Source organism: Azohydromonas aeria (genome assembly GCF_009760915.1).
GTDB classification, from domain to species: domain Bacteria; phylum Pseudomonadota; class Gammaproteobacteria; order Burkholderiales; family Burkholderiaceae_C; genus Azohydromonas; species Azohydromonas aeria.
In genome coordinates, this window is sequence record NZ_VIDQ01000025.1 from 15,832 (window position 1) to 30,648 (window position 14,817).

Annotated in this window: 12 protein-coding genes; 10 read left to right on the forward strand and 2 right to left on the reverse strand. The window is 71.8% G+C overall.

The genetic code is table 11. The features are described from left to right. Nucleotides 1-130 precede the first annotated feature (130 nt). The 5 genes from gshA (at nt 131) to FJ694_RS16080 (ending at nt 7,482) form a co-directional block, all read left to right on the forward strand. Nucleotides 131-1,426 (forward strand): glutamate--cysteine ligase, encoded by a 1,296-nt coding sequence (gshA, locus tag FJ694_RS16060; protein WP_157268252.1) that lies wholly within the window; start codon nt 131-133, stop codon nt 1,424-1,426. Between the two features lie 89 nt (nt 1,427-1,515). Beyond that, nucleotides 1,516-3,399 (forward strand): potassium transporter Kup, encoded by a 1,884-nt coding sequence (locus FJ694_RS16065; RefSeq protein WP_157268253.1) that lies wholly within the window; start codon nt 1,516-1,518, stop codon nt 3,397-3,399. Nucleotides 3,400-3,412: 13 nt separating this feature from the next. Then, complete coding sequence (locus FJ694_RS16070) at nt 3,413-4,576, forward strand: benzoate/H(+) symporter BenE family transporter (protein WP_157268254.1); 1,164 nt, start codon at nt 3,413-3,415, stop codon at nt 4,574-4,576. A 15-nt stretch (nt 4,577-4,591) separates the two neighbouring features. Next, nucleotides 4,592-5,545 carry a glutathione synthase gene (gene gshB / locus FJ694_RS16075; RefSeq protein WP_157268255.1) on the forward strand — a complete coding sequence of 318 codons (954 nt, stop codon included), beginning with the start codon at nt 4,592-4,594 and terminating at the stop codon, nt 5,543-5,545. Nucleotides 5,546-5,592: 47 nt separating this feature from the next. Beyond that, the gene (locus FJ694_RS16080; protein WP_157268256.1) at nt 5,593-7,482 is read left to right on the forward strand and encodes an ATP-binding cassette domain-containing protein; all 1,890 of its coding nucleotides are present in this window, start codon (nt 5,593-5,595) and stop codon (nt 7,480-7,482) included. Nucleotides 7,483-7,595: 113 nt separating this feature from the next. Here FJ694_RS16080 and FJ694_RS16085 read toward each other — a convergent pair whose 3' ends face one another. Continuing rightward, nucleotides 7,596-8,318, reverse strand: a complete 723-nt coding sequence (locus FJ694_RS16085; RefSeq protein WP_232540070.1) for a hypothetical protein — start codon at nt 8,316-8,318, stop codon at nt 7,596-7,598. Between the two features lie 245 nt (nt 8,319-8,563). Between FJ694_RS16085 and FJ694_RS16090 the strand changes: the two genes are divergently transcribed. The 4 genes from FJ694_RS16090 to FJ694_RS16105 all read left to right on the forward strand — a co-directional run bounded on the left by FJ694_RS16090 (nt 8,564) and on the right by FJ694_RS16105 (nt 11,857). After that, entirely contained in the window at nt 8,564-9,055 is a 492-nt protein-coding gene (locus tag FJ694_RS16090; RefSeq protein ID WP_157268305.1) for a GNAT family N-acetyltransferase, read from the forward strand. A 123-nt stretch (nt 9,056-9,178) separates the two neighbouring features. Beyond that, nucleotides 9,179-9,988 (forward strand): HpcH/HpaI aldolase family protein, encoded by an 810-nt coding sequence (locus tag FJ694_RS16095; protein ID WP_157268257.1) that lies wholly within the window; start codon nt 9,179-9,181, stop codon nt 9,986-9,988. Between the two features lie 81 nt (nt 9,989-10,069). Then, nucleotides 10,070-10,930: an aldose 1-epimerase gene (locus tag FJ694_RS16100; RefSeq protein WP_157268258.1), complete on the forward strand. Its 861-nt coding sequence runs from the start codon at nt 10,070-10,072 to the stop codon at nt 10,928-10,930. 27 nt (nt 10,931-10,957) lie between these two features. Next, on the forward strand, nt 10,958-11,857 hold the full coding sequence (locus FJ694_RS16105; protein WP_157268259.1) for an SMP-30/gluconolactonase/LRE family protein: 900 nt from the start codon (nt 10,958-10,960) through the stop codon (nt 11,855-11,857). Here FJ694_RS16105 and FJ694_RS16110 read toward each other — a convergent pair. Next, nucleotides 11,838-14,036 carry a protein-disulfide reductase DsbD family protein gene (locus FJ694_RS16110; RefSeq protein ID WP_232540071.1) on the reverse strand — a complete coding sequence of 733 codons (2,199 nt, stop codon included), beginning with the start codon at nt 14,034-14,036 and terminating at the stop codon, nt 11,838-11,840. The two genes, FJ694_RS16105 and FJ694_RS16110, sit on opposite strands and share 20 nt — an antisense overlap. Nucleotides 14,037-14,309: 273 nt before the next feature. Here FJ694_RS16110 and FJ694_RS16115 point away from each other — a divergent pair, with 273 nt between their 5' ends. After that, a complete protein-coding gene (locus FJ694_RS16115; protein WP_157268261.1) occupies nt 14,310-14,816 on the forward strand; it encodes an ATP synthase subunit I in 507 nt (168 codons plus the stop codon). Nucleotide 14,817 lies beyond the last annotated feature (1 nt).

Sequence of the window (14,817 nt, forward strand, 5' to 3'; positions counted from 1 at the left end):
GTCGCCAACCGGGACGCCAAGGCGGCGTGCCTGCCGCACGGCGCCGCGGCACAGGGTGTGTCAGCGCACCGCGACGGGTATGCCGCCTGCCTAGAATGGCTGGACCCAAGTCCAAGAAGCACCGCACGCCATGGTCCCGCATCTCATCACCGCGCTCAACGGCCCGATCAACGAGCTGGAGCAGCGCATCCTGGAGTCGATGCCGGCCATCGAGCGCTGGTTCCGCCTGGAGTGGATGGAGCACACGCCGCCGTTCTACACCTCGGTGGACGTGCGCAACGCCGGCTTCAAGCTCGCGCCGGTCGATACCAACCTCTTCCCCGGCGGCTGGAACAACCTCACCAACGACATGCTGCCGCTGGCGGTGCAGGCGGCGATGGCGGCCATCGAGAAGATCTGTCCGGAGGCCAAGAACCTGCTGCTGATCCCGGAGAAGCACACGCGCAACAGCTTCTACCTCAGCAACGTGCAGCGCCTCACGCAGATCTTCAACCAGGCCGGCCTGAACGTGCGCCTGGGCACGCTCGACGAGACCATCACCAAGCCCACGGCGCTGACGCTGCCCGACGGCAACACGCTGACGCTGGAGCCGCTGCTGCGCACGCCGCGGCGCCTGGGGCTCAAGGACTTCGATCCCTGCACCATCCTGCTCAACAACGACCTCTCCGGCGGCATCCCGCCGGTGCTGGAGAACCTGCACGAGCAGTACCTGCTGCCGCCGCTGCACGCGGGCTGGGCGGTGCGGCGCAAGAGCAACCACTTCCAGAGCTACGAGGAGGTGGCCAAGAAGTTCGCCAAGCTGCTGGGCATGGACCCGTGGCTGATCAACCCGATGTACAGCCAGTGCGGCCAGGTGGACTTCAGCCAGGGCACCGGGCTGGAGTGCGTGCAGTCCAACGCCGAGGCGCTGCTGGCCAAGGTGCGGCGCAAGTACAAGGAATACGGCATCAACGAGAAGCCGTTCGTGGTCGTCAAGGCCGACGCCGGCACCTACGGCATGGGCATCATGACCGTGCGCGACCCCAAGGACCTGGAGGACCTCAACCGCCGCACGCGCAACAAGATGAGCGTGATCAAGGAGGGGCAGGAGGTCAGCGAGGTCATCATCCAGGAGGGCGTGCCCACCTACGAGCGCATGCACGACGCCGTGGCCGAGCCGGTGGTCTACATGCTCGACCGCTACGTGGTCGGCGGCTTCTACCGCGTGCATGCCGAGCGCGGCATCGACGAGAACCTCAACGCCCCCGGCGCCGCGTTCGTGCCGCTGGCCTTCGCCGAGGCCAGCCACATGCCCCGGCCCGGCGAGAAGCCCGGCGTCAGCGCGCCCAACCGCTTCTACATGTACGGCGTGATCGGCCGCCTGGCGATGCTGGCGGCCAGCTACGAGCTCGAAGCCACCGACCCCGACGCCGAGATCTACGAGTGAGCTGACGGTGCGCCGGCGCAACGCCGGCACCTGCCGGCAGCGCGAGAATCAGGGTTTTGGCTAAGGGGCCGCTGGCCGGTCCTGCCCCAGTGAGCTCCTCCTCTTCGCAATCGTCCAGCGCCCTGGCGGCCCTGACGCTGGCCGCCCTGGGCGTCGTCTACGGCGACATCGGCACCAGCCCGCTGTACGCCTTCAAGGAAATCTTCCACGCCGGCCACGTCGAGGCCACGCCCGACAACGTGCTGGGCGTGCTGTCGCTGATCTTCTGGACGCTGACGGTCATCGTCTCGCTGAAGTACGTGCTGCTGATCCTGCGTGCGGACAACAACGGCGAGGGCGGTCTGATCGCCATGCTGGCGCTGGCCACGCACGCGGTGCGCGAGCGCCCGCGGCTGCGCCAGGCGCTGCTGGCGGTGGGCATGTTCGGCACGGCCATCTTCTACGGCGACGGCGTGATCACGCCGGCGATCTCGGTGCTGTCGGCGGTGGAAGGCCTGGAGGTGACCTCCGAGCGGCTGCATCCCTTCGTGGTGCCGATCACGCTGGTGGTGCTCACGGCGCTGTTCGCGGTGCAGCGCTTCGGCACGGCCGACATCGGCCGCTTCTTCGGGCCCGTCACCCTGGTGTGGTTCGTCACGCTGGTGGCGCTGGGCCTGCCGCGCGTGCTGGAGAACCCGGGCGTGCTGGTGGCGCTCAACCCGGCTTACGCGATCGCCTTCTGGGTGGAGCACAAGCTGGTGGCCTTCCTGGCGCTGGGCGCGGTGGTGCTATGCGTCACCGGCGGCGAGGCGCTCTACGCCGACCTGGGCCACTTCGGCAAGCGGCCCATCCGCATCGCCTGGTACGCCGTGGTGATGCCGGCGCTGGTGGTCAACTACTTCGGCCAGGGCGCGCTGGTGCTGTCCGACCCGGCGGCCATCGAGAACCCGTTCTACCTGCTCGCGCCGCAATGGGCGCGGCTGCCGCTGGTGTTCCTGGCCACCGCCGCCACCGTCATCGCCTCGCAGGCGCTGATCACGGCGGCCTTCTCCGTGACCAAGCAGGCGATCCAGATGGGCCTGCTGCCGCGCATGCACATCAAGCACACGTCGGTAAGGGACACCGGCCAGATCTACGTGCCCTTCGTGAATTGGGGGCTGTACGTGTTCATCGTGCTGGCGGTGGCCCTGTTCGGCTCGTCCTCGCGGCTGGCCGCGGCCTACGGCATCGCCGTGACGCTGGACATGACCATCACCACCGTCATGACCTTCTTCGTCATTCGCTACGGCTGGCGCTACCCGCTGTGGCTGTGCCTGGGGGCCACGGGCTTCTTCTTCGTCATCGACGTGATGTTCTTCGCCTCCAACATGCTCAAGCTGCTGGGCGGAGGCTGGTTCCCGCTGGCCATCGGCATCGGCATGTTCACGCTCATGACCACCTGGCGGCGCGGGCGCACGCTGGTGGCCGAGCGGCTGCGCGACGACGCCATCGACCTCGAGGGCTTCCTGGAGGCGGTGTTCATGAGCCCGCCCAAGCGCGTCGCCGGCACGGCCGTGTTCCTCTCGGCCGAGCAGGGCCTCACGCCCAACGCGCTGATGCACAACCTCAAGCACAACAAGGTGCTGCACGAGTACAACCTGTTCGTCACGGTGCAGCACCACGACGTGCCCTGGATCGGCTTCGACAAGCGCGTGGGCGTGCGGCCGCTGGGCCACGACTGCTGGCAGGTGGTGCTGCACTTCGGCTTCAAGAACGACCCCGACGTGCCCGAGGCGCTGCAGGCACTCAAGGGCCGCGGCGTGCCGCTGGACGACATGGACACCAGCTACTTCCTGAGCCGCGACATCGTGATCCCGACCATCAGCGAGCACGGCATGGCGATGTGGCGGGAAAAGCTCTTCGCCAGCATGCACCGCAACGCCTCGGCGGCCGCCGACTTCCTCAACCTGCCGGCCAACCGCATCGTGGAGCTGGGCTCCAAGGTCGAGATCTGAAGCGCGCGGCCCCGTGGTTTTGAAGGACCTGTCGCTGTCCGCCGTCGTGGCGGGCTTCGTGGCCGTGCTGGTGGGCTTCACCAGCTCGGTCGTCATCGTCTTCCACGCCGCCGAGGCGCTGGGCGCCACGCCGGCGCAGACGGCCTCGTGGATGTGGGCGCTGGGCCTGGGCATGGGACTGACCAGCGCGGGGCTGAGCCTGTGGTACCGCCAGCCCGTGCTCACGGCCTGGAGCACGCCCGGCGCGGCGCTGATCGCGGGCACCAGCGGCCTCACCATGGCCGAGGGCATCGGCGCCTTCTTGGTCTGCGCGGTGCTGATCACGCTGGCCGGCGCCACCGGCGCCTTCGCGCGGGTGATGGGCCGCATCCCGCGCGCGCTGGCCGCGGCGCTGCTGGCCGGCGTGCTGGCGCGCTTCGGCTTCGACGCGGTCCTCTCGCTCAAGGCCAGCCCGGCGCTGGTGGGCACCATGCTGGCGGCCTACCTGCTTGGGCGGCGGCTGTGGCCGCGCTACGCGGTGCCGGGCGTGCTGCTGGCGGGCATGGCGGTGGCGGCGGGGCAGGGCGCGCTGCACCTGGGCGCGGTGCAGTGGCGCCTGGCGCAGCCGGTATGGACCACGCCGGCCTTTTCGTGGCAGGCCCTGATCGGCCTGGCGCTGCCGCTGTTCGTGGTGACGATGGCCTCGCAGAACCTGCCCGGCGTGGCCGCGCAGCGCGCCGCGGGCTACGACACCCCGGTGTCGCCGCCGGTGACGGTCACGGGGCTGGCCTCGCTGCTGCTGGCGCCCTTCGGCGGCTACGCCCTGAACCTGGCGGCGATCACGGCGGCGATCTGCATGGGCCGCGAGGCGCATGCCGACCCGGCGCGGCGCTACATGGCCGCCGTCATGGCGGGGGGCTTCTACATCGCGCTGAGCCTGGCCGGCGGCGCGGTGGTGGGGCTGATCGGCGCGTTCCCGAAGGCGCTGGTGCTGGCGGTGGCCGGGCTGGCGCTGCTGTCGACCATCGGCGGCGCGCTGGCGATGGGCTTGCAGGAGGAGAAGACGCGCGAGGCGGCGCTGCTGACCTTCCTGGTCACGGCCAGCGGCCTGAGCCTGTTCGGCATCGCCTCGGCCTTCTGGGGCCTCGTCGCCGGTGTGCTGGCACTGGGCGTGCAACACTGGCGCCCCACCCGCTGAAGTTTCGCCCGCGCCATGGATTTGCTGTTCGTCGCCGACCCGCTGGTCACCTTCAAGACCTACAAGGACACCACCTTCGCGATGATGCGCGAGGCCCTGGGGCGCGGCCACAAGGTCTGGGCCTGCGAGCAGGCCGACCTGGTCTGGCGCCGCGGCTCGCGCGTGGTGGCGCGCAGCGCCCGCGCCATCACGCTCACCGGCTCCAGCGGCAAGGACTGGTTCGAGGTCGTGGCCGAGCGCGAGATGGCGCTGGCCGACGCCCATGCCGTGCTGATGCGCAAGGACCCGCCCTTCGACAGCGAGTTCTTCTACGCCACGCACCTGCTGCAGCAGGCCGAGCGCGAGGGCGCGCGCGTGTTCAACAGGCCCGCGGCGCTGCGCGAGCACCCGGAGAAGCTCTCCATCCTGGAGTTCCCCGACCTCATCGGAGCGACGCTGGTGACGCGCGACGCGCAGGCGGTGCGGGCGTTCCATGACGAGCACCGCGACGTGATCCTCAAGCCGCTGGACGGCATGGGCGGGATGGGGATCTTCCGCGTCGGCCCGGACGGGCTCAACCTGGGCTCGATCATCGAGACGCTCAATGCCCACGGCACGCGCACGCTGATGGTCCAGCGCTACCTGCCCGAGATCGTCAAGGGCGACAAGCGCGTGCTGCTCATCGGCGGCAAGCCCGTGCCGTACTGCCTGGCGCGCATCCCGCAGGGCAGCGAGATCCGCGGCAACCTGGCCGCCGGCGGCAAGGGCGTGGCGCAGGAGCTCTCCGCGCGCGACCGCGAGATCGCCGAGACGCTGGCGCCGGTGCTGGCCGCGCGCGGGCTGCTGCTGGTGGGGCTGGACGTGATCGGCGACTGCCTCACCGAGATCAACGTCACCAGCCCGACGGGCTTCCAGGAGATCACGAACCAGACCGGCTGCAACGTGGCCGGGCTGTTCGTGGATGCGCTGGAGGCGGCGCTGGCCGCCTGACCGTTTGACGGGATAGGGGGCAAGCGGCGCGGGGGACAATCGCCCCCATGGCCCTGCTCACCCTCACCAACGCCCACCTCGCCTTCGGCCACGTGCCGCTGCTCGACGGCGCGTCCTTCGCGCTGGAACCCGGCGAGCGCGTGGCGCTCATCGGCCGCAACGGCGCCGGCAAATCCTCGCTCCTGAAAATCCTGGCCGGGCTGGACAAGCCCGACGACGGGCTGCTGCAGTTGCAGCAGGGCTTGCGGCGCTTCTACGTCGCGCAGGAACCCGTCTTCGCGCCCGGCGCCACCGTGTTCGAGGCCGTCAGCGAGGGCGTGGCCGAGGCCAAGGCCCTGCGTGAGCGCTTCGAGCGCCACGAGCCCGGCGAGGACCTCGACGCACTGCAGACCCGCATCGAGCAGCTCGGCGGCTGGACCTGGGAGCAGCGCGTGGAGCAGACGCTGCAGCACCTGAGCCTGGACGCGTCGGCACAGGTCGCTGCCCTGTCCGGCGGCATGAAGAAACGCGTGGCGCTGGCGCAGGCGCTGGCCGCCGCGCCCGACGTGCTGCTGCTCGACGAGCCCACGAACCACCTCGACCTCGACGCCATCGAGTGGCTGCAGGAGCTGCTCAACGCCTGGAAGGGCGCGCTGGTGCTGATCTCGCACGACCGCGCCTTCATCGACGCCGTGGCCACGCGCATCGTCGAGCTGGATCGCGGCCAGCTGCGCGGCTATCCCGGCAACTTCACCGCCTTCGAGGCGGCCAAGGCGCGCGAGCTCGAAGCCGAGGCGCTGGCCAACGCCCGCGCGGACAAGTTGCTGGCGCAGGAGGAGGTCTGGATCCGCAAGGGCGTGGAGGCGCGGCGCACGCGCAGCGTCAGCCGCGTCAACCGGCTGCACGACCTGCGCGCGCAGCGCGCGCAGCGGCGCGAGTCGCTGGGCCAGGTGCGGCTGGAGCTCGACGCCGGCGTGCCCACCGGCAAAATCGTCGCGGAGCTCCGGCACGTGGGCATGGGCTTCGGCGAGCGCGAGCTGATCAAGGATTTCTCCGCCACCATCCTGCGCGGCGACAAGGTCGGCCTGATCGGCCCCAACGGCGTGGGCAAGACCACGCTGCTGAAGCTGATCCTGGGCGAGCTGGAGCCGGCGTCGGGGGTCGTTCGCCGCGGCAGCAACCTGCAGGTCGCCTACTTCGACCAGATGCGCGGCGGCCTCAACCTCGACGCGACCCTGGCCGACACCATCAGCCCGGGCAGCGAGTGGGTGGAGATCGGCGGGCAGCGCAAGCACGTCATGAGCTACCTGGGCGACTTCCTGTTCGCGCCGGCGCGCGCCAACTCGCCCGTGCGCACGCTCTCCGGCGGCGAGCGCAACCGGCTGCTGCTGGCGCGGCTCTTCGCGCTGCCGGCCAACGTGCTGGTGCTCGACGAGCCCACCAACGACCTCGACATCGACACGCTGGAGCTGCTGGAGGAACTGCTGCAGTCCTATCCCGGCACGGTGTTCCTGGTCAGCCACGACCGGCGCTTCCTCGACAACGTCGTGACCAGCACCATCGCCTGGGAAGGCGACGTGTCGCCGGGCCGCTGGCGCGAGTACGAAGGCGGCTACGAGGACTGGAAGCTCCAGAAGGCGCGCTCGCTGGCGGCGATGGAAGCCGCGGCGCCCAGGCCCGCGGTACCCGCGCCCGCGCCGGCCCCCGCCGCCGCGGCGCCGTCCGTGGCCAGGGCGCCGCGCAAGCTCGGCTACAAGGAACAGCGCGAGCTCGACGCGCTGCCCGGGCGCATCGACGCGCTGGAAGCCGAGCAGAAGTCGCTCACCGAGCAGCTCGCCGACCCCAACCTCTACGTGCGCGAGCCGCAGCGCGCGACGCAGATGCACGAGCGCGTGGCGCAGATCGAGGAGGAGCTGATGGAGGCGCTGGAGCGCTGGGAGACGCTGGGATCGCGCTGAGGCTGCACTGAATAAAATTCAGTGATGTTTGAAAGGTGATGGTGATTTGTGCGGGCATGTTTGACACATGCCCGTGAAAAACTCGGTGCCGATCGGGATGCCGTCCGGGTGCTTTAAAACCAGCCGTCGGTGTCGGCAGCCGGGTGCGAGCGGCTGACGATCAGCCCGGCCTGCAGGTACAGCGCGTTGAGCAGCCGCGCCGCCGTGTGGCGGTTGAGCCCTGGCCACTCGGCCAGCTCGCGCAGGTTGGTGGTCTCGCGCTGCAGCCGGCGCACGCAATTGCGCAGCTGCGGCGCCATGGGCAGCTGGCGCAGGTCGAGCACGGCCGAGGCGCGGTAGGCGGCGTAGCCGGCGATCTCGGGCAGCAGCTGCTCGCGCGCGCCGCGCATGGCGAACTCCCAGCTCAGCAGCGGCAGCGGGTGGTACAGGTGCAGCGCCTTGACCAGCCCGCGCTGCGGGTCGCCCGGCGGGCGCAGCACCGCGGGCTCGACGTGCAGCACCTGCAGCGCCTGCAGCTGCAGGCCGAGCAGGTCGTGCAGCGGCAGCGGGCAGTGCGCCAGGCGCTGGCGCGGGAAGAGGGTCAGCGGCAGCACGCGCTCGCCGTCCCGCAGGTGCACGGCGACGTTGCGCAGGTGCCGCATCGACGCGGCCAGCACCTCCAGCAGCTCGGCGTGGCGGCCATGCTCGGCAAAGCGGCGCAGGTCCTGCAGCAGCGAAGGCGGCAGCTGCTGCAGGTCGCAGTCGTCGGGCGGCGGCAGCTCCTCCAGGTAGCGCTTGAAGGCGCTCACCCGCATCAGCTCCGGCGCGCCCAGAGGAAGGGTCGATTCGAAGCTCACCCGCCTTGCTCCGGAAATCTCGGGAATTGACGCAGGATGTTACGGCAGTGCGTGCCCGCTCACGGTGTTTACCCGGACTTCCTGGACCCGGGAATGCACCGCAACCCATGGCGTGGCACTGCGGCATGGCTGGAAGCGCGGCGCCGGGCGCGGTATCTTTGCTCCCCCTTGGATGGATGCCGCACGAACCCGATGAGTTGCTGTTCCCCGGCGCCGGCCGCAGGCGACCGATGAATGCCCGCGTCATGGCGCCGCCGCAGGTCGAGCTGCTGACGCCGGATTCCCCGGCCCTGCTGCAGGCCGCGCGCGAGATCTTCCGCGAGTACGCCCAGGGCCTGGGCATCGACCTCGCGTTCCAGAACTTCGAACAGGAGCTCGCCACGCTGCCGGGCGAGTACGCCGCGCCGCAGGGCGCGCTGCTGCTGGCCTTCGTGGACGGCGCGCTGGCGGGCTGCGGCGCGCTGCGGCCCTGTCCCGAGGCCGATACCGTCAACGCCTGCGAGATGAAGCGGCTGTACGTGCGCCGCGCGTTCCGCCGCTTCGGGCTGGGGCGGTTGCTGGCGCAGGCGCTGATGGACCGCGCCACCGAGGCCGGCTACTCCAGCATCCTGCTCGACACGCTCGACGAGATGGAGGCCGCGCGCGGCCTCTACGCCAGCCTGGGCTTCCAGGACGTGCCGCCCTACTACTACAACCCCGTTCCCGGCGCGCACTACCTGTGCGCCGCGCTGGACTGAAACCCCGACGCAAACCGCCGCCGCATGCGGGCGCCCCCCGATCACCCGGCGCCCAAGCTGCCCCACACTGGACCGGCCTCGTTCACCCAAGCCGCCCGCCACGCGGGCCACAAGGAGTCGTCGATGAACACGTTCCGCCACCTGCTCAAGGCCGCCGGCAGCCATCCGCCGATCGGCACCTGGATCACCTCCGCCAGCCCGATCGTGGCCGAGGCGGTGGGCCACGCCGGCTTCGACTGGGGGCTGGTGGACATGGAGCACGCGCCGCTGGACCACATGGACCTGGTGCACCTGCTGCAGGCCATCGGCAACACCAAGATGACGCCGGTGGTGCGCGTGCCGGCCAACGAGCCCGTGGCGGTGGCGCGCGTGCTGGACGCCGGCGCCTCCACGCTGATGTTCCCGCTGGTGGGCTCGGTCGAGGACGCGAAGCGCGCCGTGGCCGCCACGCGCCACGCGCCGCACGGCGTGCGCAGCATGGCCTCCATCAGCCGCGCCACGCGCTACGGCGCGGCCGGCGGCGTGCCGCCGGTGCCGGGCGTGATCGTGGAGCTGGAAACGCCGCAGGCGCTGGCGCAGCTGGAGCTGGTGGCGCAGGTCGAGGGCGTGGACGCCATCTTCATCGGCCCGGCCGACCTCTCCGCGCAGATGGGCCATGCCGGCCAGCCGATGCACCCGGAAGTCATGCGGCTCATGGGCGACGCGGCCCAGCGCTGCCGCCGCCTGGGCAAGCCGGTGGGCACGGCGGGTGCCACGCCGGACGTGGTGACGCAGTTCCGCGCCATGGGCTTCAGCTTCATCGCCGTGGCCTCCGACCTGGGCCTGCTCATGCGCGGCGCGCAGGCGGTGGTGCAATCGCTGCGTACCCCCGACGGCGAGCTGCACGTGCACTCGCTGAGTTCGGGCACCCGCACCGAGCCGGCCGCGGCCTGAGGGCCGGCTCGGCGATCTCCCGGGCGGCGCCGCGGCGCCGCCTTTTTTGCTTCAGGAACGACTTCTTTTGCCGTACGCCCGATGAACTCCGCGATCGAACTTCAGGCCGGCGCGCTGCGCCTGGCCCTGCGCCCGGACCTGGGCGGCTGCGTGGCCGGCCTGTGGCACGCGGGCCGGCCGGTGCTGCACAGCTTCGAGCCGGATGCGCTCACCGGCTCGCGCCCTTCCGCCTGCTTCCCGCTGGTGCCGTACTCCAACCGCATCGGCCGGCGCCGCTTCCGCTGGCAGGGCCGGGACTTCGAGCTCGCCGCCAACGTGGACGAACCGAACTCGCTGCACGGCCTGGGCTGGCAGCGGCCGTGGGAGGTGGCCGCCGCCGACGCCACGCGCGCCGAGCTGCGCCTGGCGCACCGGGCCGACGCCTTCTGGCCCTTCGACTTCGAGGCGCGCCAGCTCGTCGAGCTCGACGCGCAGTCGCTGCGCATGCGCCTGTCGGTGCGCAACACCGATGCGCGCGAGCAGCCGCTGGGCTTTGGCTGGCACCCGTACTTCACCAAGCAGGCCGGCTGCACGCTGCAGGCCAGGGTGTCCGAACGCTGGGAGCCCGACGAGACGCTGCTGCCGGTGCGGCGCGTGGCGCACGCGCCGCTCGAAGGCGACGTGCTGCAAATGGACCTGGACAACGTCTTCGAAGGCTGGGACGGCGTGGCCCACGTCCGCACCGCCAACGGCTTCGGCGTGCGCCTCACTTCCGACCAGCCCTACCTCGTCGTCTTCGCCAAGGCCGTGCGCGACCATTTCTGCGTCGAGCCGGTGAGCCACCTCAACAACGCCATCCAGCAGGACGACCCGCTGGCGCACGGGCTGCGCGCCGTGGAGCCGGGGCAGGCCATCGAGGGCGTCATGACGCTGGAGATCACGGCGCCCCCAGGGGACGCATGATTCCGAAACCGACCCGGAGCTGTTGCCATGACCGCTGAGCGCCTGTTCGAGATCAGCCCGCTGCCCGTGGCGCCTTCGCTGCTGGGCGAGTCGCCGTTCTGGCATCCGGCCGAGGGCGCGCTGTGGTGGGTGGACATCCCGGGCCGGCGCCTGAACCGCTGGGAGCCGCGCCAGGGCCGCCACGACCACTGGGGCTTCGACGCCGAGCCCGGCTGCGCCGCGCCCATGCAGGGCGGCCGCGTGCTGCTGGCCATGCGCGACGGCCTGTGGTGCTTCGACCCGCACAGCCGGCAGCGCCAGCGCCTGTGCCGGCCGCCCTACGACCCGGCGCAGCAGCGCTTCAACGACGGCAAGGCCGACCCGCAGGGCCGGCTGTGGGTGAGCACGCTCGACGACCAGCGCCAGCCGCGCGCGGCGCTCTGGCGCTGGGACGGCGACGAGATCCAGCGCATGGCCGGCGGCATCACCACCGGCAACGGCCTGGCCTGGAGCCCGGACTCGCGCACGCTGTATTGGAGCGACACGCGCGCGCACGAGGTCCGCGCCCTCGACTTCGACCCCGACCAGGGCACGCTGTCGCGCCAGCGCGTGTTCGCGCGCTTCGCGCCGCGCGAGGACGGGCGGCCCTACGGCGGCCGGCCCGACGGCGCGGCCGTGGACACCGAGGGCGCCTACTGGGTGGCGATGTACGAGGGCTGCCGGCTGCTGCGCCTGTCGCCGTCGGGCGAGCTGCTGCAGGAGGTGGCGCTGCCGGTGCACTGCCCGACCATGCCCTGCTTCGGCGGGCCGGACCTGCGCACGCTGTTCGTGACCACCGCGCGCGACGGCCGCCCCGCCGACGAGCTCGCGCGCGAGCCCTGGGCTGGCTGCGTGCTGCAGATGCGCGTGGCCGTGCCGGGGCTGCCGGTCAACTTCGCGCGGCTGTAGGCGCCGGCGCCGCCGCCGGGCCCGGGGTGGCGCTGTCGGGCTTGGGTGGCAGCGCGGCCAGCGCCGCGCGCACCTCCGACACCGACAGCAGCTCGGTCAGCAGCCGCGGCGCGCCGCCGCCGGGCGGATACAGCGCGTACACCGGCACGCCGGAGCGGCCCAGGCGCGCCAGCTCGGCGCCGATGGCGGCGTCGCGCCGCGTCCAGTCCGCGCGCAGCAGCGCCACGCCGCGCAGCTCGAAGTCGGCGCGCAGCGTCGCGTCGGCGAGCGTGCCGCGCTTGTTGATCTGGCAGGTCACGCACCACGCGGCGGTGAAGTCCACGAACACCGGCCGGCCCTGCGCCTGCAGTGCGCTCACCCGCTCGGAACTCCACGCCTCCCAGTCGCCCGTGGCCGCCGCCACCGGGCCGGCCGCGGTCGCCGGCGCCTCCTGCCAGGCGGGCAGGGCCCAGCGCAGCGTCAGCGCCAGCACCGCCACGGCCAGCGCCGAGATGCCCAGGCGCGCGCCGCGCCGCGCACGCGCGAAAGCCGGGCTGGCCAGCGCCCAGAGCGCGAAGGCCAGGGCCACGAGCAGGCCCAGCAGCGCCACGGCGCCGTCCAGGCCGGTCTGCTGGCCCAGCACCCACAGCAGCCACACCACGGTGGCGAAGATCGGGAAGGCCAGCAGCGTGCGCAGCTGCGCCATCCAGGGTCCCGGGCGCGGCAGCGCGCGCGCCAGGCCCGGCCAGGCGGCCACGCCCAGGTAGGGCAGGGCCATGCCCAGGCCCAGCGCCGCGAACACGGCCAGGGCCTGCGCCGCGGGCAGCGTGGCCGCCGCGCCCAGCGACGCGCCCATGAACGGCGCGGTGCAGGGCGAGGCCACCACCACGGCCAGCACGCCGGTGAGGCCGTGGTCGAGCAGCGGGTGGCGCAGCTGCAGCCCGGCCAGGCTGGAAGGCAGCACGCCGCGCAGCTCGAACTGGCCGGCCAGGTTGAGCCCGATCACCGTGAACAGCAGCGCCAGCGCCGCCACGAAGGCCGGCGACTGCAACTGGAAGCCCCAGCCCAGCTGCTGGCCGCCGGCGCGCAGCGCCAGCATCAGCGCCGCCAGGGCGACGAAGGACAGCAGCACGCCCGCGGTGTAGGCCAGCGCCGCGGCCACGCGCTCGCGCCGGTGGTGGTGCGCCACGAAGCCCAGCAGCTTGAGCGAGAGCACCGGGAACACGCAGGGCATGAGGTTGAGCAGCATCCCGCCGCCCAGGGCCAGCAGCAGCGCCAGGCCGAAGGCGGGCGAGCCCGTGCCGCTGGAGGGGGCGGCCGCGGCCGGCGCCTCGGACTCCAGCGGCACGCGCCGCGGCGTGGCGCCGGGTGCCGGCCAGGGGCCGGTGACGTCGAAGCCGATCTGCACGCCGCCGCCCTGCGCATCGGCCAGCACCGCGTCGAGCCGCGCCGGCGTTGCCTCGCGCTCCGGCGACAGCGGCGCCGACACGCGCCACGCGGCGCCTTCCCAGCGCGCCTGCACGGGCGCGGCGTTGTCGAGGATGCCGTTCTGCTCCGGGAAGAAGGTCAGGCGTTGGCCCTGCAGCGGCGCGGGCAGGCCCTGCACGTCGAGCACCAGGTCGAAGCCGTCGATGCGCGCCGAGGCCGCCACGCCGGGCAGCGCCTGCGGCAGCCGCCGCTGCGCCTCCTCGAACAGCGCGCCATGCGCGGCGGTGGCGGCCCGCGTGGGCAGCTGCAAGGTGAAGCGGCCGGTCTGCGGCAGGCAGACCTCCTTGCACGCGAGCCAGTCGGCCTGCAGTTGCACGCTCAACGAGGTCGAGTCGAAGCCGGCGGGCACCTGCACCCTGACCGGCAGCAGCACGCGGCCCTCGTAGCCGTAGTTCACGAGCGGGCCCACCGGCAGGCGCTGCGGCACGGGCCACTCGATCTCGCCGGCGTCCACGCCCGCGGGCAAGCTCCACTGCAGCCGCGTCGCCAGCCCGGAGTCGCCGGGATTCTTCCAGTAGGTGTGCCAGTGCGGCGCGTGCTCCAGCAGCAGGCCCAGCCACAGCGGCTTGCCCGCGGCCACGCCTTCGGGCGCATGCGCCAACAGTTCCGCGCGCAACTGTTCGGTGCGCACCTCGGTCTGCGCGGTCGCGTTCAGCAGCGGCGCCAGCAGCAGTGAAAAAGCCGCGATGCGGCGCAGGTTCTTGGCAGGCACGGGCAGGTGGTGAGCGGGTGTGGGCGTGATTGTGAAGGGCGGCGTGAGGGCTGCGGGGCGGCGGGGTCGCTGCCTTGGTGCGGCAGCGGGCAAAAGTCGTGCAGGAGTGGTGCAACGGCCGTGCAAGAGCCGCGCAAGTTTGCGCTGGCTCAATTGGCGAGCCTTTGCAAGCCATGCCGGAGCGTGACGGCGGGGCATGAGTTGTAAGTGGAGGCTAAGGGTTTTCCACCTATAATCCGGTGGTTTTGCGCATAGAGACAGTCTGAAGCCCATATGCAAGAGCGGTCCCGGCGTCCCGAGTTCCGCGACAGCTGGGCGGAGGACGAACACGACAAGGAACTGGACGAGCGCGCGCCGCTGACGCGCGAGCAAGTCCTGGCCTTGCGCGAGCAATACCCGCTGCTGTCGCCGTGGCGGGTGGTCGCGGTTCAAGCCGCGGTGGGTCTGGTGGTGGCCGTCCTGGCGACGGTGATCACGGGCCGGTGGGCGGTCGGCTGGTCGGCGCTGTATGGCGCGGCGGCCGTGGTGGTGCCGGGGGCCCTGATGGTCCGCGGTCTCGCCAGGACCAAGGACATGCATCCCGGCACCATGGTGTTCGGCTTCATGTTCTGGGAGTTCATCAAGATCGGTGTCGCTGCCGCCATGCTGGTGGCCGCGGCGGTGGTCGTGCCTGACCTGAGCTGGCCGGCGTTGCTGGTGGCGATGGTGCTGTGCATGAAAGTCAACTGGCTGGCGCTGCTGTGGCAGGGCCGGGCGCGAGCAAGGAAAAAGAGAAGCTGAC

Bases quoted from the DNA above. Each gene is read 5' to 3' on its own strand.
- gshA (WP_157268252.1), top strand. From the start codon at position 131: ATGGTCCCGCATCTCATCACCGCGCTCAACGGCCCGATCAACGAGCTG.
- gshB (WP_157268255.1), top strand. From the start codon at position 4,592: ATGGATTTGCTGTTCGTCGCCGACCCGCTGGTCACCTTCAAGACCTAC.
- FJ694_RS16080 (WP_157268256.1), top strand. From the start codon at position 5,593: ATGGCCCTGCTCACCCTCACCAACGCCCACCTCGCCTTCGGCCACGTG.
- FJ694_RS16090 (WP_157268305.1), top strand. From the start codon at position 8,564: ATGGCGCCGCCGCAGGTCGAGCTGCTGACGCCGGATTCCCCGGCCCTG.
- FJ694_RS16095 (WP_157268257.1), top strand. From the start codon at position 9,179: ATGAACACGTTCCGCCACCTGCTCAAGGCCGCCGGCAGCCATCCGCCG.
- FJ694_RS16100 (WP_157268258.1), top strand. From the start codon at position 10,070: ATGAACTCCGCGATCGAACTTCAGGCCGGCGCGCTGCGCCTGGCCCTG.
- FJ694_RS16105 (WP_157268259.1), top strand. From the start codon at position 10,958: ATGACCGCTGAGCGCCTGTTCGAGATCAGCCCGCTGCCCGTGGCGCCT.
- FJ694_RS16115 (WP_157268261.1), top strand. From the start codon at position 14,310: ATGCAAGAGCGGTCCCGGCGTCCCGAGTTCCGCGACAGCTGGGCGGAG.